The sequence below is a fragment of the Fusicatenibacter faecihominis genome, from assembly GCF_020686945.1.
GTDB lineage: Bacteria > Bacillota > Clostridia > Lachnospirales > Lachnospiraceae > Limivivens > Limivivens faecihominis.
In genome coordinates this window covers 80,401-101,805 of the sequence record NZ_JAJEPR010000010.1, presented here as the reverse complement: position 1 = coordinate 101,805, position 21,405 = coordinate 80,401, and the positions used below count along the sequence as shown (strand labels likewise).

The 21,405-nt window shown below is 49.5% G+C and carries 19 protein-coding genes and 1 pseudogene; 5 read left to right on the top strand and 15 right to left on the bottom strand.

Annotation, left to right across the window (positions count from 1 at the left end; genetic code table 11):
- Nucleotides 1-47: 47 nt before the first annotated feature.
- Both glgD and LKD71_RS08015 read right to left on the bottom strand, forming a co-directional pair.
- Nucleotides 48-1,166: a glucose-1-phosphate adenylyltransferase subunit GlgD gene (gene glgD / locus LKD71_RS08020; protein ID WP_178044957.1), complete on the bottom strand. Its 1,119-nt coding sequence runs from the start codon at nt 1,164-1,166 to the stop codon at nt 48-50.
- Complete coding sequence (locus tag LKD71_RS08015) at nt 1,163-2,437, bottom strand: glucose-1-phosphate adenylyltransferase (protein WP_227615024.1); 1,275 nt, start codon at nt 2,435-2,437, stop codon at nt 1,163-1,165. Before LKD71_RS08015 ends, glgD begins: the two co-directional genes overlap by 4 nt.
- Nucleotides 2,438-2,829: 392 nt before the next feature.
- On the opposite strand from LKD71_RS08015, the gene murC reads away from it, so the two are divergent.
- The 4 genes from murC to LKD71_RS07995 all read left to right on the top strand — a co-directional run bounded on the left by murC (nt 2,830) and on the right by LKD71_RS07995 (nt 8,102).
- Nucleotides 2,830-4,209 carry a UDP-N-acetylmuramate--L-alanine ligase gene (murC, locus tag LKD71_RS08010; protein WP_227615023.1) on the top strand — a complete coding sequence of 460 codons (1,380 nt, stop codon included), beginning with the start codon at nt 2,830-2,832 and terminating at the stop codon, nt 4,207-4,209.
- Between the two features lie 596 nt (nt 4,210-4,805).
- Nucleotides 4,806-5,807 carry a DnaD domain protein gene (locus LKD71_RS08005; protein ID WP_178044954.1) on the top strand — a complete coding sequence of 334 codons (1,002 nt, stop codon included), beginning with the start codon at nt 4,806-4,808 and terminating at the stop codon, nt 5,805-5,807.
- A gap of 18 nt (nt 5,808-5,825) precedes the next feature.
- Nucleotides 5,826-6,833 carry an ATP-binding protein gene (locus LKD71_RS08000; protein ID WP_227615022.1) on the top strand — a complete coding sequence of 336 codons (1,008 nt, stop codon included), beginning with the start codon at nt 5,826-5,828 and terminating at the stop codon, nt 6,831-6,833.
- Between the two features lie 93 nt (nt 6,834-6,926).
- Nucleotides 6,927-8,102, top strand: coding sequence for a ribose-phosphate pyrophosphokinase (locus LKD71_RS07995; RefSeq protein WP_178044952.1), 1,176 nt, complete (start codon nt 6,927-6,929; stop codon nt 8,100-8,102).
- A 47-nt stretch (nt 8,103-8,149) separates the two neighbouring features.
- Here LKD71_RS07995 and LKD71_RS07990 read toward each other — a convergent pair whose 3' ends face one another.
- The 9 genes and pseudogenes from LKD71_RS07990 to LKD71_RS07950 form a co-directional block, all read right to left on the bottom strand.
- Nucleotides 8,150-9,673 carry an ATP-binding protein gene (locus LKD71_RS07990; protein ID WP_227615021.1) on the bottom strand — a complete coding sequence of 508 codons (1,524 nt, stop codon included), beginning with the start codon at nt 9,671-9,673 and terminating at the stop codon, nt 8,150-8,152.
- Nucleotides 9,674-9,675: 2 nt separating this feature from the next.
- Nucleotides 9,676-10,731, bottom strand: coding sequence for a metallophosphoesterase family protein (locus LKD71_RS07985; protein ID WP_227615020.1), 1,056 nt, complete (start codon nt 10,729-10,731; stop codon nt 9,676-9,678).
- Nucleotides 10,732-11,142: 411 nt separating this feature from the next.
- A complete protein-coding gene (locus LKD71_RS07980) occupies nt 11,143-11,361 on the bottom strand; it encodes a hypothetical protein (protein ID WP_227615019.1) in 219 nt (72 codons plus the stop codon).
- Between the two features lie 119 nt (nt 11,362-11,480).
- On the bottom strand, nt 11,481-12,932 hold the full coding sequence (locus LKD71_RS07975) for a sensor domain-containing diguanylate cyclase (RefSeq protein ID WP_227615018.1): 1,452 nt from the start codon (nt 12,930-12,932) through the stop codon (nt 11,481-11,483).
- 268 nt (nt 12,933-13,200) lie between these two features.
- Nucleotides 13,201-14,358 (bottom strand): annotated as a pseudogene (gene rlmD, locus LKD71_RS07970) (23S rRNA (uracil(1939)-C(5))-methyltransferase RlmD); the annotation flags it as partial.
- 10 nt (nt 14,359-14,368) lie between these two features.
- Entirely contained in the window at nt 14,369-14,671 is a 303-nt protein-coding gene (trxA, locus tag LKD71_RS07965; protein WP_227615017.1) for a thioredoxin, read from the bottom strand.
- 94 nt (nt 14,672-14,765) lie between these two features.
- On the bottom strand, nt 14,766-15,671 hold the full coding sequence (locus LKD71_RS07960; protein ID WP_227615016.1) for an NAD(P)/FAD-dependent oxidoreductase: 906 nt from the start codon (nt 15,669-15,671) through the stop codon (nt 14,766-14,768).
- Between the two features lie 139 nt (nt 15,672-15,810).
- Nucleotides 15,811-16,254 (bottom strand): GAF domain-containing protein, encoded by a 444-nt coding sequence (locus LKD71_RS07955; RefSeq protein ID WP_227615015.1) that lies wholly within the window; start codon nt 16,252-16,254, stop codon nt 15,811-15,813.
- Between the two features lie 6 nt (nt 16,255-16,260).
- Nucleotides 16,261-16,800, bottom strand: coding sequence for a Uma2 family endonuclease (locus LKD71_RS07950; protein WP_227615014.1), 540 nt, complete (start codon nt 16,798-16,800; stop codon nt 16,261-16,263).
- 229 nt (nt 16,801-17,029) lie between these two features.
- Between LKD71_RS07950 and yqeC the strand changes: the two genes are divergently transcribed.
- Nucleotides 17,030-17,794, top strand: a complete 765-nt coding sequence (yqeC, locus tag LKD71_RS07945; RefSeq protein ID WP_227615013.1) for a selenium cofactor biosynthesis protein YqeC — start codon at nt 17,030-17,032, stop codon at nt 17,792-17,794.
- A gap of 113 nt (nt 17,795-17,907) precedes the next feature.
- On the opposite strand, the gene araD is transcribed toward yqeC, so the two are convergent.
- The 4 genes from araD to LKD71_RS07925 all read right to left on the bottom strand — a co-directional run bounded on the left by araD (nt 17,908) and on the right by LKD71_RS07925 (nt 21,266).
- On the bottom strand, nt 17,908-18,594 hold the full coding sequence (gene araD / locus LKD71_RS07940) for an L-ribulose-5-phosphate 4-epimerase (RefSeq protein WP_305038935.1): 687 nt from the start codon (nt 18,592-18,594) through the stop codon (nt 17,908-17,910).
- 12 nt (nt 18,595-18,606) lie between these two features.
- Nucleotides 18,607-20,202 (bottom strand): xylulokinase, encoded by a 1,596-nt coding sequence (locus LKD71_RS07935; protein WP_178044742.1) that lies wholly within the window; start codon nt 20,200-20,202, stop codon nt 18,607-18,609.
- A 26-nt stretch (nt 20,203-20,228) separates the two neighbouring features.
- Nucleotides 20,229-20,810 carry a xanthine phosphoribosyltransferase gene (locus LKD71_RS07930; RefSeq protein ID WP_178044743.1) on the bottom strand — a complete coding sequence of 194 codons (582 nt, stop codon included), beginning with the start codon at nt 20,808-20,810 and terminating at the stop codon, nt 20,229-20,231.
- An 87-nt stretch (nt 20,811-20,897) separates the two neighbouring features.
- A complete protein-coding gene (locus tag LKD71_RS07925) occupies nt 20,898-21,266 on the bottom strand; it encodes a hypothetical protein (RefSeq protein WP_227615012.1) in 369 nt (122 codons plus the stop codon).
- Nucleotides 21,267-21,405 lie beyond the last annotated feature (139 nt).

The window sequence follows — 21,405 nt, the reverse complement described above, 5'->3', positions numbered from 1 at the left end:
AGTTTCTGTGTGCCCTTACGGCAGACCTTCTCAACTGCCGTGCCTGATCAGAGAACGTATCTCTCGTTCTTCTCGATCACGATCTTGATGTCATCCTCACCCACATGGTAGGAGTTCGCCCGGATCGTATCGCGGCTCTCCACGATACAATTCTCGATATGTGTGTTGTCCCCTAAATATACGTCATTCAGAATGATGGAATTTTTGATCACACAATTCTCGCCGACAAATACCTTTTTAAACAGGATGGAATTTTCCACGGTTCCGTTGATGATACAGCCCGCGGATACCAGACTGTTGCGGACCTCGCTGCCCGGATTGTATTTTGCGGGGGGCAGATCGTCCACTTTGGAATAGATGTCCGGATACTGATGGAAGAAGTAGTTTCTCACTTCCGGTTTCAGGAAATCCATATTAGTTCTGTAGTAGGAATCCACTGCTGCGATATTGCTCCAGTAATCCTGCATCTTGTAGCCATAGATTCTCTTGAGGTTCTTATAACGGATCAGGATATCCTTTACGAAATCGTAACGGTCTTCCTGGGCGCAGCGCTCTACGAGCTCAATGAGCTGACGGCGGCGGATCACATAGATACCGGTGGAGACGATGTTGGAGTTGCTCACCATGGGTTTCTCCTCGAACTCCTCAATCCGGCAGTCCTCGTTCATCTTCAGCACACCGAAGCGGGTCACATCCTCGGTGGACGGAAGCTCTTTGCACACAACGGTGATATCGGCTTTTTTCTGGATATGGTATTCCAAGACTTTGTTGTAATCCAACTTGTACACACCGTCACCGGAAGCGATGATCACATAGGGCTCATGGCATCTTTTCAGGAAATCCAGGTTCTGATAGATGGCATCTGCGGTACCCTGATACCAGAAGCTGTTCTCCTTGGTGATGGTCGGTGTGAATACGAACATACCGCCCTGTTTACGGCCAAAGTTCCACCATTTGGAGGAGCTCAAGTGCTCGTTTAAGGAACGGGCATTGTACTGGGTCAGAACAGCAACCTTCTGAACGCCGCTGTTCGTCATATTACTGAGTGCGAAGTCGATGCTGCGGTAGCTGCCTGCGATGGGCATAGCTGCGATCGCACGTTTATTTGAAAGTTCTTTCATCCGGTGATTATTGCCACCTGCCAAAATAATTCCTACTGCTCTCATGCTAAATCACCTTCCTTAATCAAAGTCTCACCGCTTTCCAGTACTCCGTCCGGATAATCCTCCGGTGTGGTCTCGCCGGAAATGGCGGTATTCTTGCCGATCTTCACGTTGGCGGGAATCACACTGTCCTCGCCGATGGTGGTAAGACCGAAGGAGTATACCTTTGGCTTTAATTTATTCGGTACATCTTCGCCCACGTTGGTCACAACATTTTCGCCGACCTTTACATTCTCTGCAATGATGCTGCGGTCGATGACGCAGCCTGCTCCGATGCTTGCTTCCTTCATGATGATGGAATCACGCACCACAGCTCCCTTGCCGATGAAAACACCGGGCCCGATAACGGAATTTTCCACTTCACCGTAGATCTCCGCGCCGTCTCCGATGATGCTCTTTCCGATCTTTGCCTCAGAAGAAATATACTGCGGCGGGATGATCTCGCTGCTGGTATAAATTTTCCAGAACTCCTCGTAAAGATTGAACTCAGGAATGATATCGATGAGCTCCATATTTGCTTCCCAGTAAGAACCGAGGGTTCCTACATCCTTCCAGTAACCGTTGTACTCGTAGGCTACCAGCTTCTTGCCCTGCTCGAAGCAGTAGGGAATGACATGTTTACCAAAGTCGCAGTTGCTCTGATCCTTCAGAGTCACCAGGGCTTCTTTCAGAACCTTCCATGAGAATATGTAGATACCCATTGATGCCAGATTACTGCTCGGATGCTCCGGTTTCTCCTGGAACTCCGTGATCTGTGCATTATCGTCAGTCACAACGATACCGAAGCGGCTGGCCTCCTCCATCGGAACCGGCATAACGGCGATGGTCACATCGGCATTGTTTGCCTTGTGGAAGTCAAGCATCACTTCGTAATCCATTTTATAGATATGGTCTCCGGAAAGGATTAAAACGTATTCCGGATTGAAGCTTTCCATGTAATTCAGGTTCTGATAGATCGCATTGGCGGTACCTGTATACCACTCACTGTTCTCGCTCTTCTCATAGGGAGGAAGGACAGTCACACCACCGATATTGCGGTCAAGATCCCACGGGATACCAATCCCGATATGTGTATTCAGCCGTAAGGGCTGATATTGTGTCAGAACGCCTACTGTATCTACACCAGAATTAATACAGTTGCTGAGAGGAAAATCGATGATGCGATATTTTCCGCCAAAAGCAACCGCCGGTTTCGCCACCTTCGCTGTCAGTACACCCAGACGGCTTCCCTGGCCTCCTGCAAGCAGCATTGCAATCATTTCTTTCTTAATCACGCTATCACCTCTTGTTGTAAATTTATTGTATTAACGATTATAGCACACTTCCGCTCATATGTGAACACTTTTTACAAAAATTTGATGTATTTTTTTCCAAAATTATCGCTTTTTACAATCATAAAAACCCTCATTTTTACAATTTATTCATAGAATTTGTCTAAATCCCACCTTTTTACAAGGATTTTGCGATTTGTTTTTGTCTGTTTTGCACTATTACTCACAACTTTTTCCATTTTTCACGGCAATCTGCATAAAAACGACAGGGCTTTTTTCCGCAGACCTTACAGCAGGCGCCGAAGAAATACTTCCCATTTTCCGTAAAAGAGGATATAATAAGAAAGAGTATGCGGATTTTTCTCCGCCACAAAGTATAAAAGGAGATTTTCACTATGTATCAGATAGATTTCAAGAAGCCCATTCATGTCCATTTCATCGGCATCGGCGGAATCAGCATGAGCGGCCTGGCAGAGATCCTGCTGGCAGCCCATTTCACCGTATCCGGTTCTGATTCCAAAGAGTCCCCCCTGACCGACCTTCTGACCAGCCGCGGCGCCACGATTTATTACGGTCAGCGCGCAGACAACATTAAGGACGGTACGGACCTCGTGGTCTACACCGCAGCCATCCATCCGGACAATCCCGAATATAAAGCCGCTGTGGAAAAGGGCATCCCCATGATGACCAGAGCCGATCTCCTGGGCCAGCTCATGACCAACTACAAGACCTCCATCGCCGTATCCGGAACCCACGGAAAGACTTCCACAACCTCCATGGCTTCCCATATCCTGCTGGCGGCTGAGAAAGATCCCACGATCTCCGTCGGCGGTATCTTGAAAGCCATCCACGGAAACATCCGTGTGGGCGGCCACGATACCTTCATCACCGAAGCCTGCGAGTACACGAACAGCTTCTTAAGCTTTTTCCCGACAATCAGCATCATCCTGAACATCGACGCGGATCATCTGGACTTCTTCAAGGATATCGATGACATCCGTCACTCCTTCCGTCTCTTCGCCGAGAAGCTTCCCGAGAACGGCATCCTCATCATCAACAGCGATATTCCGAACTACGAGGAAATCACCAAGGGCCTGCCCTGCCGGATCGTCACCTACGGAAGCAGCGCCGACAGCGAATACAGTGCTTCCGATATCACCTTCGACGACCACGCACACCCCACCTTCACCTTTGTGAAAAAAGGCCAGCCTGTGGCTCAGTTTTCCCTCAAGGTTCCGGGCATCCACAACGTATGGAACGCCACCGCTGCCCTGGCCCTCGGCGACCTTCTGGGCATTGACATCGAAACCATGAAAAAGGGTCTCTCCGAGTTCTCCGGCGCTGACCGCCGTTTTGAGAAAAAAGGCGAGATTGGCGGCGTGACCATCATCGACGATTACGCGCATCATCCCACAGAGATCATGGCTACGCTGAAGGCAGCCAAAAACTGTCCGCACAAAAAGCTCTGGTGTGTCTTCCAGCCCCATACATACACCCGTACCAAGGCCCTAATGGATGATTTCGCCAAAGCTCTCTCCATGGCTGACGAGGTCGTGCTGGCTGATATCTATGCTGCCCGCGAGACCGACAATTTGGGCATCACTTCCGATACCCTTCGGGAAAAGATTGAGGCCCTCGGAACCCCCGCCCACTACTTCCGTTCCTTCGATGCGATCGAGAATTACCTTCTCGAAAATGCAGAGAGCGGAGACTTGCTTCTGACCATGGGTGCAGGAGATGTTTACCAGATTGGGGAACATATCTTAGGAAAATAAATTTCACGATAAAAAGAGACGTACGGCTCAGGCTTACGTCTCTTTTTTGTTATGGCGACAAGGAAAATGCACGCACTTGTGCAAGTGCATTTGACGACCGCTAATCAGAGCGAAATTTATCTCGCTCTGTGTGAAAAAGTTATCCACCTTATCCACAGTTTTATTCACATTCCATTTTTCAGATTCTGTGGATGGCGCTGTGGAAAAAGTGATTTACATAACTATTTTCCCGTAATATGTCGAATTCTGTAGAATCGTTGATTCTATCTCATTTTCTCCGGTTGCGCTTCTTTTTTATCCACCGATTTATCCACATTTTCCACATTTTCCACAGGCCTGTCACTGAGAAAAATCCCCGCATATTTCTCCGTACGGCGTACAAAAAGGCAGGGTTATACACACCGCCGGATCACGACGGAAACGGAGAAATTTTCCATGGAGAAACCCTCTCCGGTACTTGCTTCCGGACCTCTTTCTATGTTATACTGTATGTCAGACTGAGCAAAAGTATTCAGCCGCAGCGCGTACGAGCCCTGCGGCTTTAAATGACTCATGGATATCAACGGAAAGGAAACAGTTTTTTAAAAGGTGAGGCTATGAACAACATTCAGCTACAGAAAAAGCCCGATATGGATGTGACGCTGGTACGGAACGTCTTTCTGGATGAGTATATGCCGGAAGCCAGCGGAGAATTTGTAAAGATTTACCTCTATCTTCTCCGCTGCGCTTCCGGTGAAAAAGAGATCTCCATGGGCCGCATTGCAGATATTTTTGAACACACGGAGAAGGACGTGACCCGGGCCCTGAAATACTGGGAGAAAATGCAGCTTCTCTCCCTCTCCTATGATAATGAAGGAAATCTGACGGGCATCGATTTCCTGGAACCCTCCCCGAAGGCCGCCGTTCTGCCGGAGAAGCCCGCTTTCGTGGCCCCGCCCAAGGTTCCCTTAAGTCCGGATCGGATCGCGGAACTCAAATCCCACGACGATATGGAGCAGCTTCTCTTCATCGCCGCCCGCTACATCGGCCGGCCCCTGACTTCCACGGAGATTGGAAACATCCTGTACTACTATGATTCCCTTCATTTTTCCACGGATCTCATCGAATATCTCGTGGAATACTGTGTCTCCAAGGGAAACAAAAGTTGCCACTACATGGAAAAGGTGGCTTTAGGCTGGGCCGAGGAAGGCATCACCTCCGTACAGGAAGCGAAAAACAGCACCAATCTCTACCATAAAAAATATTATTCCGTACTGAACGCCTTCGGCATCAAGGGCCGCGGACCGGCGCGTACGGAGAAGGAATACATCGACCGCTGGACGGACACCTTCCATTTTACGCTGGATATCATTGAGGAGGCCTGCAACCGGACCATCGCCAAGACCCATTCCCCGAGCTTCGCCTACGCGGACAAGATCCTCGAAGACTGGTCGAAAAAGAAGGTCCGCCACTTAAACGACATCAAGCCCCTCGATACGGAGCACGCGAAGACCAAGGTGAAAAAACAGCCCAAGACGATCGCTTCCAACCGTTTCAACAATTTCGACCAGCGGGATTACGATTTTGACCGCCTCGAAAAAGAACTTTTAAACCACTGATAGAAAAAGGAGGCAGCCATGGCGCTGAAAAATACCCAGTACGATGAGATTATGCGGGAATATTACCGCAAACAGACAGAAGACCGCCATGAGCAGGAGGAACGCATCCGCCGAGCCACAGAGGCTCTCCCGGAGCTTGCCGCCATCGATCATGAGATCGCTTCTCTTAGCGTCTCTTCCGCGAGAAAAGCCCTCGAAGGCGATGAGACAGCCCTCTCCCACCTCCGGGAGGATATCAAGGCTCTCAGTGAGAAAAAAACAGAGCTTCTTACCTCCCACGGTTATCCGGCGGATTATCTTGAAATGCATTACCACTGCCCGGACTGCCAGGACACTGGCTATATCGGTCAGGAGAAATGCCACTGTTTCCGCCAGGCCGTCATCGATCTTCTCTACACCCAGTCCAACATCCGGGACATTCTGGAAGAGGAAAATTTCGATCATTTTTCCTTCCGTTACTATTCCGATACGTCGGTGAGCCCCACCACCGGCCTTTCTTCCCTTGTCACAATGAAAAAACTTGTGGCGGAATCCATGGATTTCATCCGGAATTTCGACACGGATTTCCAGAATTTCTTTTTCTACGGTGATACGGGCGTGGGCAAGACCTTTCTCTCCCACTGCATTGCCCGGGAGCTTCTGAAAACGGCCCATTCGGTGATCTATTTTTCTGCCTTTGAGCTCTTCGACCTTCTGGGCCGGACCACCTTCCAGCGCGGAGAAACCGAGGAGGAGATGAAGAACATGCACGCCTACATTTTCGACTGTGACCTTCTCATCATCGACGATCTCGGCACGGAGCTTACCAACTCCTTTATCTCAACCCAGCTTTTCCTCTGCATCAATGAGCGGCTGGCGAGACGGAAATCCACGATCATTTCCACGAACCTCGGGCTCAACGTTTTCCGTGACACCTACTCCGAGCGAGTCTTTTCCCGGATCACCAGCAGCTACAAAATGAGAAAGTTTTTCGGAGACGACATCCGGATCCTGAAAAAGCTGAAAAATCCCGGAAGTTTAAGCTGAAAACACCGGTATTGCCCTTGACCTTCCCGAAAACTTCCTATATGATAAGTATGAATATACGTCATATCTTTTTTAGATGGAGGATAAAAAAACATGCAAGTAACAGATGAACGTAACCTGGAAACCATTCCTGTAGGCCCCTTAGGGATCATTCCCCTGGAAAGCTGCAAAGAGCTGGGTGATAAGGTCAACAGCTATCTGGTTGCCTGGCGCAATGAGCGGGAGCATGAGCACAAGAGCAACATTGCTTTCAAGGGCTATCAGAGAGACAGCTATATCATCGGCACAGCAACCCCCCGTTTCGGTTCCGGTGAAGCCAAAGGTGTCATCAAGGAATCGGTCCGCGGAGACGATCTCTACATTATGGTTGACGTGTGCAACTACAACATGACCTATTCCCTGTACGGTTATACCAACCACATGTCCCCGGATGACCATTTCCAGGACCTGAAACGTATTATTGCTGCCGTAGGTGGAAAAGCAAAGAGAATCACTGTTATTATGCCTTTCCTGTATGAGAGCCGCCAGCACAAGCGTACCGGCCGTGAATCTCTCGACTGTGCCCTGGCCCTGCAGGAGCTTGTGGATATGGGTGTTGACAACATCATCACTTTCGACGCTCACGATCCCCGTGTCCAGAATGCGATTCCTTTAAAAGGCTTTGAGACCGTACAGCCTGTTTACCAGTTCATCAAGGGTCTTTTCAAGGCTGTTCCGGATCTTCACATTGATAAAGACACCATGATGATCATCAGCCCGGATGAGGGCGGCATGGGCCGTGCCATCTACATGTCCAACGTACTCAGCGTGGATATGGGTATGTTCTACAAACGCCGCGATTACGCCCGCATCGTAAACGGCAAGAACCCCATCGTTGCTCATGAGTTCCTGGGTGCTGACGTAGAGGGCAAGGATATGGTCATCATCGACGATATGATCTCCTCTGGAGACAGCATGATCGAGGTTGCCACCGAGCTGAAAAAGAGAAAAGCCGGCCGCATCTTCATCTGTGCTACTTTTGGTCTTTTCACCGACGGTATGGACAAGTTCGACAAGGCTTATGAGGAAGGTCTCTTCGACTACCTCCTGACCACCAACCTTGTATACCAGACACCGGAGCTTCTTCAGAAACCGTATTATGTAAACTGTGATATGAGCAAATACATCGCTTACATCATCGATACTCTGAACCATGATACCTCCATCAGCAGCCTCTTAAGCCCACTGAACCGGATCAACAAGTTCTTAAAAGAGCACAACAATCAGTAATGAAAAACGGGAAGAAATCTTCTGCTTTGAGATTTCTTCCCGCTTTTTTATTCTTTTTCCACCTTTTCAGCGGTTTCCGCTTCCAAAAGGCGGCTGGTGAAAAGAATCACCTGGCTGCCGCTCTTCTTAAGCCACCGGAAGACCGCCAGAAGCCGTTCCGGATCGTACATGGAAAAGGTATCGTCCAGAACAATTGGCATAGATTCCCGGTCGCTTAGCGTCTTTCCGATGGCCATCCGGGCCGCGAAATAGACCTGAGAGAGAGTCCCGTAGCTCTCGTCGGAAAGCCGGAGCGTCTGCTCGCCGGTGCGGACACAGATCTCCATATCCTGATCGAGATAGAGCTCGCCGAAATCTTTTCCCACAATCTCATCCATGATGCCGGAGGCAAAAGCATTGAGCTTTAAGGCCGACTCATCGTAGATCTCCCGGGTGATCTCCCCAATGGCCAGAAGGGCCTGGCTCACGGCCTTGAGCTCCTCGTCAATCGAATCCAGGCGGCTGTCCGTACTCCGAAGCTCCGCCACGGATTCCCTTAAATTCTCGTAATCCAGCTGTTTTTCTCTCAGAGAGTCTTTCACCTTTTCAAGCTGCCAGCGCAGGCGTTCCTGCTCGTCCACCTTCTTTTTCCAGGCTGCTTTTTTTAAGGATTCCCGGGCTTTGAAAAGCTCGGCCTCCGCTTCCAGCATCCGGCTTCTGCTCCGCTGGTAAAAATAGTCGGTTACGCCAAGAAGGACGGCCCCCACAAAGAGAAGGACTTTCGCCCAGATCGGAGGCACATAGATCCCGGCCACGGCGAAAAGGACGGCTCCCAGCATGATGAAAAGGCCGACCACGTTCCGGACCTGTTTGCGGTCCTCCCGCTCTTTTTCCTGCTTTCTGGCAAATTCCTGATCTTCCCTGGCCTTCGCCTCCTTTAAAAGACGAAGACTTTCGAGGGAGTCCTCCTGCTCTTTTTTCAGCCGCTCGATATCCTGCTCAATGTAGTCCATCTTCATACGGATCTCCTGCTGCCGGCTGATGAGATCGGCCTGGGCCTGTTTTTTCTCCCACTCAAGCTCGTCCTGCTGCTTTTCCAGCTTTTCCTGGGCATGGCTCACGTCAATATGGCCTTTTCCGGAAAGATTTCCGAGATAGTTTTTGAGCTCCGAAGCCAGTTCCTTGCCGATGTTAGGCCCGCGCTGCGTCACATAGAGCGTATTTTTCCAGGCATTTTCGCTCATGTTTCCAAGAAGCTCCGGAAGATCCTCCTCCACGGAAAGCTCCTGATCATCCGTCTCGCAATGAAGATGGCCTTTATTCTTGCCGTCCAAGAAATCCCTCTCCAGAAGATAAGTTTTTCCGCCGCTCTCAAAGCGCAGCTTTCCGCTGAGACAGCCATTTCCGTTCCAGGACTGCCAGCGGATGCACTCCTCGCCCTTCAGGCCATAGAACATGGCCAGGATAAATTCATGTATCGTGGATTTTCCGGCGCCGTTCTTCGCCCAGACCACATTGATGCCGTCATGAAAGCTCAGCTTTTCATCCACAAAATTTCCGAAATTTTTTAATTCCGCTTCTAAGATTTTCATCCTTAACTCTCCGCCTCCAGAAGGGCCAGAAGCCCGCAGTACAACGCTTTTCTGGAGATCTCATCTTTTGTATCCTGCCGTTCAAAGTAGTCGATGTAGCGGCCGATCATATCTTTTCCGTGCTGTTTTTTCAGCTCCTTGAGGTTAAATTCCGGCTCGGAAAGATCCCGAACCTCCACCACATTTCCCAGATTCAGAAAATGCTCCGGATCGAAGTCCCGGCCCGGCTTCCGCACGCCCTGAATCTCCAGGCGGTAGATGTCCCGGCTTCCCTGTCTCTGGATAGCCGCCTTCAGTTCCTCCCAAAGGTTCTCCTCCGTGGTATCATTCTTTGACTGAAGGACGACTTTCCGGTAACTGCGGAGGGCGAAGGGCATAAAGCGGGTGGTGAGGAAGCCTTCCTTCCACTCCCCTTCCACAAAGCCGTGCTCGCCCAGATCTTTTTTTCTGATCGGCTCCAGGGCTCCGGCGCAGACCAGCCGGTTCTCCAGCCAGGAATGATACTCGTGGCTGCCGCCCAGGGCGATATAGGAAAAACCGGAAGCTGCCAACTTTTCCGGGTGAAGCTTCATATGCCCCTCCTCCCCGGCATGGACCAGAAAAATCGAAAAAATCCCCTCTTCCTCGGGGCGGAAGCTCTCATAGAGCGGCTCCTGCTGCTGTTTTCTGGTATAGCTCAGGCCGTAAACCACGGTCTGAAGCTCTGGAAAAACAATCTTCTTATTCTGAATCCCATCGAGGAAATGCACATTTTCCGGAAAACGGAAGGTCCGGTAGCTGCTGTCCTCCCGGAGATAATCGCGGTTTCCGGCGATGAAGACCACCTGAGTTTTTCTCAGGGAACCCAGAAGCTCTCCCACTACCTGAAGCTCCCTTGTGAGGGGCTGCCGGTGAAAAAGATCCCCGGAGATCAGTAGAAGATCGATTTTTTCCAGGTTGGCCTGATCCACCAGCCGCACAAAGCTGTCGTAAATCTCCTCTCCTCTGGCCTTACTCCAGGGAAAGCAGCCGTCTGGCACTGCCCCCAGATGGATATCTGACGTATGATAAAATTTCATGATCGTTTCACTCTTTTGTTTTTACTCCAAATTTTTCATTTCACCCTACAGTATATCAAATTTCGGCAAAATTTGGTACTGTTGTTTTTTATAAAAAGAGAGCAACGATTCAAAACAGGCCAAATCGACTGCAAATCAAAAAAATCCAAAATGCAGTCAATGAACACACCGAAAATTTATGACTGTAAAGCCAAAAAAATTAAAATGCGGTCAATACATACCTTGAAAATGCCTGACCATTGACAGATATTCTGCAAAATAGGCACAACGGATTTTCCTTTTTCTGTCATCATCCGATTTTTTCTTATATCTCGCCATAAAAAATCACCTTCAAACTATTATTTTGTTTCATTATAGCTTGAAGGCAATTATTTTTGAAGTTACTATGAAATTTATTAGCAAAGCTCTTTCTTATTCTCCGCGCCAGGTGTGGTAACAATTACTTTGGACGGAGTAATAATCAGCGCTCCCTTTGCGTTTGCTGCTCCATGAAACATCTCCCACAACAAGCTTTCCATCCTCGGTAACATCTTTGAACGCAACCGGCACTACATTTGGCTCTCCATCTGCACAGGTTGCAAGATCCCACATACCACTTTTTAATAATTTGACAACTGATTCGTTTAACATTGAATATACCTCCTGAATAAGTTATTTGGTGTATCCATGTTAACAAATCAACTTCCGGTTTGGAAGATATTAGCAAATTTCTGAGTCGCTATTATTTTTAATAGTATAGCAGTGAGAATTTATTGTCCATCATAAATAGTGTAACTATATCCCTGCTTCTTTTTGCTCTGATACATGGCGCTATCTGCATTCCGGTAGAGCTCATCAAAAGAAACGTTCTCATCTCCGTCATAGAAACATGCGCCCAGGCTCATTTCTATCTTTTTTCCCTGCATTTCTGCAAGATCAATCTGCCTGATGTTCTGAAAAAGCCGCTCAAAAAACCGCTCTGCTGCCTTTTGTTCCACCATTCCCGTCATAAACATGGCGAACTCATCACCGCCGAGCCGAAAAATCACATCCTTGTCACGGCATGATTTCTGTAACTTCTCTGCAATGGCTATGATAACCTTGTCACCTACCGAGTGACCATAGGTGTCATTGATCGATTTGAATTTGTCACAGTCAAGCAGGCAGAGCAGACCGGCTGTTCTTTCCTTTAAAAAAGCAGTGATCTTTTTTTCTCCGCTTCCACGGTTACATAAGCCTGTCATAAGATCCGTCTCTGCCAGATAAAGCAGCTTGTTCTCACGTTTTTTCTCTTCCTCAATACACTCGATACAAAAAAGCACATGCAAAAGTCTGCCATTTTCATCATAGTCTACCGGAAGGAATCTGCTGCGGCACCAACCTATTTTCTGTTCAATAAACTCGTGGGCGATACTGTTTTTCCCACGAAGCCGTTCTTCGATCGTACCGATATCTATAAATTCCAGGATTCCTTCCATTTGTGATTCCGGGCACATTTTCTCCGCAATGCGATTGATATATCCGCAAAAATCATCGCTGACCTCATATTCCCCAGTTTTTGCAATATCTTTTCCAAAATACTCTGTAAATTGGGCTGTTGTCTTTACAATATTGAATTTATGTGTCTGCACATTGATATAATGCATAGATTCATAGATTTTTGAAAGCGATGAGTAAGTGCTGAGTTTTGTCAAGTTATTCGACTTTATAAACGAATTACGCAATTTCAAAAACGAAATCAGCAGCGTTCCAATCATATCCAGAAAGGTCGTCAGCCCTCTGTAATCACTCTTGGGAGGATTATCCACGCCAAAAAATCCTCTTATCTCATCTTTATAGTATAAAGGGCAGACTACCACATTTTTCACATTCTGCTTTTTTAAGATATGATAGGATATATCATGCTCTTCTCTGATATCTTCTATATCATTGATGATCACACTCTGTCCTTCAGAAAATGCTTCATACCACCAGTTGATTACATCCATATCAATGTTCTGCAAGGCATCGATTTCAGGGACAATTCCTTCCGCACACCATTCATAGGTATTATCTGTGCAATGTCTTTCCTCACGATCTTCAAAAATGTAGATTCTGTCAGAACCGATATGCTTCCCGAAAAAGCGGATAAATTCATTGATCTGCTCATCCGGTGTATCATAATTAAGCGCCGATCTGAGAGCCTCATTGATAACCAGCTCATACTTTATTATCGTCTTCATATCTATTTTTCTCCACATAAATGAATAGTTTAGCCTAGTATAACGTTTCGAAAATAACTGGACCATTCACGCAGGATGCAGATTCAACTGTGCAATCGGATTTGCAGACAAGTCAATGGTCTGATTATTTCGAAAACACTATACTAGTATACCCTTACCTGAAAACATCTGTCAATTTCTCCTGACTATAAAATTTAAAATTTCTCATTTGTATGCACAAAAAAAGAACAGTCCTGCTGTTTTTGAACTGTTCTTTCGTATTTACCATTTAAATTTTCTTCAGAAGGCAGATGTTCTCGATCTCGTCGGTCATGGGGAACATATCCACCGGCCAGGCGCCTTCTGCGCGATAGCCTTTTTTCAGGAGATATTTCACATCTCTGGCCTGGGTCTCGGGACCACATGAAATGTAGACTACGGTTTTCGGAGCCAGGCGCGCTACCGCGTCGAGGAAGGCTTCCGTGCTTCCGCTTCGGGGTGGGTCCATGAAGACCACGTCGGCTTTCTCCTCCTGGTCTGCCATATCAATCATGAACTCGCCGGCATCCCCTGAGAAAAAGCGGGCATTCGTGATCTTGTTTCCCCTGGCGTTTCCGATGGCATCCCGCACAGCGTCGGGATTCAGCTCCACGCCGATGACGTTTCCGGCCTTTTTCGCCGCCAGAAGACCGATGGTGCCGATGCCGCAGTAGGCGTCGATGACGGTCTCTTTTCCTTTCAGGCCCGCAAGCTCCAGGGCTTTTCCGTAGAGCACCTCGGTCTGAACCGGATTGATCTGGTAGAAGGAACGGGCAGAAATCCGGAATTTCAGGCCCATAAGGCTGTCCTCAATGTAGCCTTTTCCATAGAGCACCTGCTCCTGTTTGCCAAGAACGGCGCTGGTTCCTCTGCCGTTGATGTTCTGGACAATCGTGGTAATCTCCGGATGTTTCTGCCGGAGAGCTTTCACGAAATTATTTTTGGAGGGAAAAACCGGAGAGGCCGTCACCAGAACCACCATGATCTGCCCGGTAGCAAAGCCCCGTTTTACCAGAACATGGCGGAGCAGGCCGTATCCCGTATCCTCATCGTAGGTGCGGATCTTGAAGGATTTCAGCATGCCCCGGATCGTTCCGATGATTTCGTCCGCCTTCTGATCCTCGATCCTGCAGGTTTCCACAGGAACGACCCGGTGACTGCCCATCTCGTAAACGCCGGAGATGATATTTCCCCTTCTGTCCCGGTCAAAAACTGCATGGACTTTGTTCCGATAGTGATAGGGCTCCTTCATTCCTTTGATGGAATGGACGGGGCAGATCCCCTTAAAAAGTTTTTTTACCGTCTTCTCTTTTTCCTGCAGCTGTTTCTCGTAGGGCACGCCCTGATACTGGCAGCCTCCGCATTTTTTCGCCACAGGGCAGAGATCTTTGGCTCTGTTCTGCATCGCTTTGTGCCTCTTATTCTGCGTCCAGAAGCGCTTTTAAGGTATCTTTGGTCTGCAGGCCGATGAAACGCTTCACCTCTTCGCCGTTTTTGAAGAGGATCAGGGTCGGGATGCTCATAACGCGGTAGGTTCCAGCGAGATCCGGTGCCTGGTCAACGTCCACTTTGCCGATGTGATAGCCCTCTCCGGCCAGCTCCTCCAGGATCGGAGCCTGACGCATGCAGGGACCGCACCAGGTTGCCCAGAAGTCTACGAGGATTTTCTCCTCGCTTTTGATGGTTTCATTGAAATTACTGCTGTTTAATGTGATTTCCATAGTATGTTCTCCTTATTTATGTTTTGTGCTTATTTTTTCTTGTTCTGTGTTTTTTATTCCGGCGGCCGGTAAATCCTGGCCGTGAAAACGCCCGCTATTCCTGCCTTTTTCCAGTTGCTTCTGCGGCTGCAAGCTCCGGTGCTTTCTCGGGGCGGGTGTATCTGGAAGCGTCCATACCTGCCACAGCTCCCTCGTAGACGGCTTTCACTACCTGGAGAAGGCCGCCGGTGCAGTCTCCTGCAGCGTAGAGGCCCGGAATCGTGGTACGCATTTCTTCATCCACCCGGATGTTGCCTTTTTCTGTGAGCTCTGCTCCCATACGCCGGGCAATCTCCGTACTTCCTGCCGTTCCTATGGCTACAAAAACGCCGGAAACTTCAAGCCCGGTTCCGTCGGCAAGCTCCACACCCTCCAGAAAGTCCGTGCCTTTTAAGTTTTGGATTTTCTCTGTGCGGACCGGATATTCCGGCTTCCTGGAGAAGGCTCCGGGAAGGCCGTTCGTGAGGATCGTCACTTCGGAGGCCACGTTTCCAATCTCCTCCGCTTCTTTCAGAGCGAAATCGCCGTTTCCGATGACTGCCACTTTTTTGCCCCGGTAGAAAAAGGCATCGCAGACTGCACAGTAGCTCACGCCTCTGCCTTCCAGCTCCTTAAGGCCCGGAATCACCGGAGCTTTCCGGCTGGTGCCTGTTGCCAAAATCACTGCCTTTGCGTCAAAATCGCCCTGGTCGGTGTGAACCGTGAAGGTATCGAAGCCTTCCACGCCCACGACCTGGGCCGTGAGGATGCGGACGCCAAGAGTCTTGGCCTGATCAATGCCTCTATCGTAGAGCTCCTGGCCCGACAGGGTTCCGCCTCCGTAATAATTTTCAATTTTTTCGGCCTTCTTGAGGCCTCCGGCCCCGTGCTCGATGACCAGCGGGTCTCTGCCGGAGCGGGCAGCATAAAGGGCCGCGGAAATACCTGCTGGGCCGCCGCCTATGATAATGATATTTTCCATTGGATTGTCCTCGTTTAGTCTATTGCAAATAAATTTGCATAGCCTGTTTTTTCATTTTTATGTTCTGTACTGATTATTGAAATCAGGAATCATTCCTATAATAGCATACACATTTAATTCTGTCAATCTGGCTGCTTTCTTACAGGAACTCTTCCAGCAGGCGGGCAAAGGCCTCCAGGCCTTCCTGATCTTTTTCATCAAAACGGGCTTTCTCGGGACTGTCGATATCCAGAACGCCCCAGACTTCCCCGTCTTTCCAGAGGGGCACCACAATCTCAGAATTGGACGCACTGTCGCAGGCAATATGACCCGGAAACTCGTGAACATCCTTCACAAGCTGGGTCTGGCCGCTCTTCGCCGCGGTCCCGCAGACTCCTTTTCCCAGCGGAATCCTCGTGCAGGCCACTTTTCCCTGAAACGGCCCCAGAAGAAGCTCCTCGCCCTGCCGGATATAAAAGCCCGCCCAGTTTAAGCGGTCCATCTCCTCAAAGAGAAGGGCCGAAGCATTGGCCAGGTTCGTGATCGGGTAAGATACATGCTCCGCCAGAGACCGCATCTCCCGGAGCAGATTTTCGTAGTTCATAAATTTTTACTCCACATTCTCTAATCTGATAAAAAGGTCTTCATAGATCCCGGCCTTGATGGAATCCTGAAACGTAAACTGTTCCATATCTCCGTGCTCGAAATCGTAGACGATGATCTGATTTTTGGACGGATCTACAATCCAATATTCCCGCACACCGGCCGTCCGGTACCTGAAAAGCTTGGTGTAATAGTCCATTCTCCTGCTGGCAGGCGAAACAATCTCGATGATCCAGTCCGGAGCCCCCTTGCAGCCCCTCTCATCCAGTTTGTTCGGATCACAGATCACGGAAATATCAGGCTCCACATAAGTATGGGAGTCCTCGTCCAGCTGCACGGCAAAAGGAGCGGCATAAACTCTGCAGTTTCCTTTTTTTGAGCGGATGTAGGACTGAATAGCCGTCGATAATTCCATCGAGATCTCCTGATGATGCCGGCTTGGCGGGGCCATGTCATAAATCTGCCCATCGATCAGTTCTGCACGTTCTCCTTCCGGCAGGCTGTAAATATCATCTATGGTATAAAGTTCTTCTTTTGGTAAAGGCATAAACTCCCCTCCTTTGCATATCGCTATTGTAAGCCCTGGAGGCTGCGGGGTCAAGGAATATGCGTGAAAAGAGATTGTGGTTACATGGAGAATCCGGTAAAATAAGGGTAAGTAATGTAGACAAATATGTAACTGACAGAAAGGACTATCACTTATGTATATCCGAAAAGCAGCCTCCCCAACTCCCTGTGAATCTCTCTGGGAGGCTTTGGGGCTTGGAGAAAAAGTATTGAAAAAACCTTTTCATATCGCGGCCGTGGGCTCCGGCGGTAAGACCACTCTTCTCTATACACTGGCCCGGGAAGCCCGGGAGCGGGGGCTTTCTGTTCTGCTGCTGCCCACGACTCATATGCAGCTTCCGGAAAGGGACGGCGTACTCACCGGCAGGGCGGAGGATGTGATTGAGAAATTAAAAAAAGACGGCTTTGCAGTCGCGGGCGTACCTGTCGGCTCCTCAGAAATCAAAAAAATAGGTTTTCCCGGCTGGGAAACCTATGAAAAAGCGGGCGCTTTCGCAGACCTGGTGCTCGTGGAGGCTGACGGTTCGAGACGCCTTCCTTTAAAATATCCCAATGCGACGGAACCTATTGTTCCGGAAGACACGGATCTCATCCTCGCCGTCACCGGCCTTTCCGCCCTAGGAAAAGATCCGGCGAAATTCTGTCACCGGAAGGAACTTGCCGTGGAAGCCCTCGCCAAAGCTTACTCGCTGCTCTCCGCTCTGTCAACTTGCGAGCCTCCGACCGGACACCAGCAGATCCCTTCAGCACTCTGTGAACCTCTCTCTTCACCACAGGACTGGCAGACCATCACTGCCCAGGATATGGCCCTCCTCCAAAATCTGGGCTACCTCGTCCCTCTTCGGAGCCACTTTCCCGCCCCGGTGATTCCCGTCTGGAACCAGGCCGACACGCCAGAGCTTCAGGAGACCGCTCTCTCCATGCTGGAATTTCTCGGCGAAAAAAAGGGACTTGTGACTTGCACTTTAGCTTAACTTTTCCTTGACACAGAAAAATCCCTGCCATCCATCACGAAGACCGGGATTCTTCTTGTTATATGATGCCACCCGGGACAGAGAAAAGACCAATTTTTCCCGCCCCCATTGGATTACTGGCCGTAGTAGGCGTTTGCCCCGTGTTTCCGGTAATAATGCTTATCCTGCAGCTCCTGGGGAGCCGGTTTCACATCGGGATTGATCCGCTCACAGCGGCTGGCCATCTTGGCCACCTCTTCGAGAACAACAGCGTTGTGAACGGCTTCAAAGGCATCTTTTCCCCAGGTAAAGGGCCCGTGGTTCTTGCAGAGAACGCCGGGCATGGCGATATAATCTTTGTCTTTGAAATAATCCACAATCAGAAGCCCCGTATTTTTCTCATAGGCTTCCTCGATCTCCTCTTTGGTCAGGTTTCGCACGCAGGGGATCTCCCCGTAGAAATAATCCGCCTGAGTCGTGCCGTAGCAGGGGATTCCCCGGCCGGCCTGGGCCCAGGAGGTAGCCCAGGAAGAATGGGTATGTACGATGCCGCCGATCTTCGGGAAGGCTTTATAAATCTCCAGATGAGTAGCCGTATCGGAAGAAGGATTATAATGTCCCTCCACGCGGTTGCCCTCAAGATCCATAACCACCATATCTTCCGGCGTCAACTTGTCATAATCCACCCCGCTGGGTTTGATGACAAAAAGCCCTTTCTCCCGGTCGATGCCGCTCACATTTCCCCAGGTAAAAGTTACCAGTTTATATTTCGGCAGAAGCATATTTGCTTCATACACCTGTTGTTTCAGTTCTTCCAGCATAATCCATTCTCCTTAATCTGCCAGGCTCTCCACAGCCGCACGCTCGATGGCAAGCCCTGCCTGATACCGTTTCATAAAGGTCTCAAAACCAGCCACATCTTCCGTATCCGGCTCCACACGGATGGCCTTGCTGTCCGCAAATACTCTGCTGTCCAGATAATCCGCAAGGCTCTCGCCATCTTTCTTCTGCAGCATATAGGAAGCCAGAAGGGCGATTCCCCAGGCTCCGCCCTCGCCTGCCGTCTCCATGACGGAAACCGGAGCGTTCATGGCTGCTGCCAGGATCTTCTGTCCCACGCCCGGCGTCTTGAAGAGACCGCCGTGGCCCAGAATCTTGTCCACTTCCACACCCTCTTTGGAGGAAAGGATATCCAGGCCGGTCTTTAAAGCGCCGAGAGCTGTATAGAGATTCACCCGCATAAAGTTTGCCAGGGAGAAATGGCTCCCCGGTGTGCGGACAAAGAGCGGACGGCCTTCCTCAAAATGCGTGATATGCTCACCGGAAAGATAGCCGTAGGCCAGAAGACCACCGCAGTCCTTATCTCCTTCCAGAGCCTTATTGTAGAGCGTGGAAAACAGCTGATTTTTGTCGATCTTCGCCCCGATTGCGGAGGCGAACTCATCAAAAAGGCCCACCCAGGCATTGAGGTCGGAGGTGCAGTTATTGGAATGAACCATGGCGACAGAATCGCCTGCCGGCGTCGTCACCATATCGATCTCCGGATAACGGGTGCTGAGCTCTTTTTCCAGAACCAGCATTGCAAACACAGAGGTTCCGGCGGAAACATTACCCGTACGCTGACGCACGCTGTTGGTGGCTGCCATGCCGGTTCCGGCGTCTCCCTCCGGCGGACATAAGGGAATGCCCGCTTCCAGTTCACCGCTGACATCCAGAAGCTTCGCTCCCTCTTCCGTCAGGATTCCAGCAGCTTCACCGGCCACCAGGACTTTCGGAAGGATCTCGCGGATCTTCCAGGGATAGCCTTTCGGAGCTACCAGCTCGTCGAACTGATCCAGCATTTTCGGATAAAAATCTTTTTTCTCCACATCAATGGGGAACATGCCGGAGGCCTCGCCGATACCGATGACCTTCTCTCCCGTGAGTTTCCAGTGGATATAGCCCGCCAGAGTCGTGAAAAAGGCCACATCCTTCACATGCTCTTCTCCGTTGAGGATCGCCTGGTAAAGATGGGCGATGCTCCATCTCTGAGGAATCTGGAAGTTGAAAAGCTCGGAAAGGACGTCAGAAGCCTGTCCTGTGATGTTGTTTCTCCAGGTCCGGAAGGGAACCAGAAGCTTTCCTTCCTTATCAAAAGGCATATAGCCGTGCATCATGCCGCTGAAACCGATGGCTCCGATTTTTTTCAGCGTGACGCCGTAGGTCTTTTTCACATCCTCCGCCATTTCCTGATAACAGCCCTGGAGGCCTTTCCAGATATCCTCCAGCGTATAACTCCAGATGTTGTCCACATAGCGGTTTTCCCAGTCATAGCCGCCCTGGGCGATGGGATGGGCATTCTCATCTACCAGTACTGCCTTGATTCTCGTGGAACCAAATTCGATGCCGAGGACGGTTCTGCCCTCCTGCACTGCCTGTTTTGTATTCATACGATAAACCTCCCACTTCTGCTCGTTTACTGCTCACGGAATACGATCTCTCCGGTCTTGTCATTCATGGACTCTACGATGGCCAGGGACTCCAGATGGATGCCTTTTGCACGGATGGCATCTCCGCCTCTCTGGAAACCTTTCTCGATCACAACGCCGGCTCCCACCAGCTCTGCGCCGGAATCCTGTACCAGCTGTGCCAGGCCTTCCAGAGCTTTTCCATTGGCCAGGAAGTCGTCGATCAGAAGCACCCGGTCACCTTTTCCTAAAAATTCTTTGGACACGATGATGTCATAGATTCTTCCGTGGGTAAAGGACTCCACCTGAGTGGTGTAAACCTCTCCGGCAATGTTTTTTGTCTGGGTCTTCTTTGCGAAGACTACCGGCACATGAAAAGATTCTGCCGCGATACAGGCGATTCCGATTCCGGAAGCCTCGATCGTGAGGATCTTGTTTACATTCTCATTTGCGAAACGGCGTTTGAACTCTTTTCCAATCTCCTGAAACAGTTCAATATCCATCTGATGATTCAAAAAACGATCTACTTTCAGTACATTTCCTTCCTTAACCACACCGTCCCGGCGGATTCTGTCTTCCAAAAGCTTCATGAGCGATTTTCCTCCTAATTGTTTTTCACATTTACTCTATTGTATGCATATCTTCCAGAGGTTTCAAGTCTTTTTTCGACTCCTTTTTCAGGAAGTTTGATAGTCCGCATTCAGCAGAATCTCGATATTCGTATCCGTGATATCCGTCATGAGATCATAGCTTATCGTCACGAAATGACTGGATATCTGATTCCATTTTTCCTTCCGGGAATTGAAATCTTCCTCGGAGACCTCCTCGTCATTGATTACATAGGGAGGTACATTGGGATCGCCGGCGGTCTCGTGGACAAAATTCTCCATTTTTTCCAGGCGTCCATCTGTCAGCCGGTAATAGGTCGAGATCGAATAGCCCTGTCCCATATAGCCGGCCAGAAGGAAACTTTCCCATGGAATACGTCGTACATTCCTTACCGCCTCTGTATTCGGCCGGTTCCCGGTTGATATAAACGCCGCCAAGACTCTTGTAGCCGGAAGTATCCGGCCAGATAGAAATCGTCATTGTCTCCAGCGGACGGAGCTCATAATCCAGAAAGTACACATTTTCCTGCCTTTCATTCGTGATGCCAAGCCAGGTATGATTCTTCATAACTCCACT

What these genes read in the sequence shown, in the direction of transcription:
- glgD (WP_178044957.1), bottom strand. Translation starts at nt 1,166, where the DNA reads ATGAGAGCAGTAGGAATTATTTTGGCAGGTGGCAATAATCACCGGATG.
- LKD71_RS07985 (WP_227615020.1), bottom strand. Translation starts at nt 10,731, where the DNA reads ATGAAATTTTATCATACGTCAGATATCCATCTGGGGGCAGTGCCAGAC.
- LKD71_RS07990 (WP_227615021.1), bottom strand. Translation starts at nt 9,673, where the DNA reads ATGAAAATCTTAGAAGCGGAATTAAAAAATTTCGGAAATTTTGTGGAT.
- LKD71_RS08000 (WP_227615022.1), top strand. Translation starts at nt 5,826, where the DNA reads ATGGCGCTGAAAAATACCCAGTACGATGAGATTATGCGGGAATATTAC.
- LKD71_RS07975 (WP_227615018.1), bottom strand. Translation starts at nt 12,932, where the DNA reads ATGAAGACGATAATAAAGTATGAGCTGGTTATCAATGAGGCTCTCAGA.
- araD (WP_305038935.1), bottom strand. Translation starts at nt 18,594, where the DNA reads ATGCTGGAAGAACTGAAACAACAGGTGTATGAAGCAAATATGCTTCTG.
- LKD71_RS07955 (WP_227615015.1), bottom strand. Translation starts at nt 16,254, where the DNA reads ATGAACTACGAAAATCTGCTCCGGGAGATGCGGTCTCTGGCGGAGCAT.
- LKD71_RS07935 (WP_178044742.1), bottom strand. Translation starts at nt 20,202, where the DNA reads ATGAATACAAAACAGGCAGTGCAGGAGGGCAGAACCGTCCTCGGCATC.
- murC (WP_227615023.1), top strand. Translation starts at nt 2,830, where the DNA reads ATGTATCAGATAGATTTCAAGAAGCCCATTCATGTCCATTTCATCGGC.
- LKD71_RS07950 (WP_227615014.1), bottom strand. Translation starts at nt 16,800, where the DNA reads ATGCCTTTACCAAAAGAAGAACTTTATACCATAGATGATATTTACAGC.
- LKD71_RS07995 (WP_178044952.1), top strand. Translation starts at nt 6,927, where the DNA reads ATGCAAGTAACAGATGAACGTAACCTGGAAACCATTCCTGTAGGCCCC.
- trxA (WP_227615017.1), bottom strand. Translation starts at nt 14,671, where the DNA reads ATGGAAATCACATTAAACAGCAGTAATTTCAATGAAACCATCAAAAGC.
- LKD71_RS07930 (WP_178044743.1), bottom strand. Translation starts at nt 20,810, where the DNA reads ATGAAGCTTTTGGAAGACAGAATCCGCCGGGACGGTGTGGTTAAGGAA.
- LKD71_RS07980 (WP_227615019.1), bottom strand. Translation starts at nt 11,361, where the DNA reads ATGTTAAACGAATCAGTTGTCAAATTATTAAAAAGTGGTATGTGGGAT.
- LKD71_RS08005 (WP_178044954.1), top strand. Translation starts at nt 4,806, where the DNA reads ATGAACAACATTCAGCTACAGAAAAAGCCCGATATGGATGTGACGCTG.
- LKD71_RS07960 (WP_227615016.1), bottom strand. Translation starts at nt 15,671, where the DNA reads ATGGAAAATATCATTATCATAGGCGGCGGCCCAGCAGGTATTTCCGCG.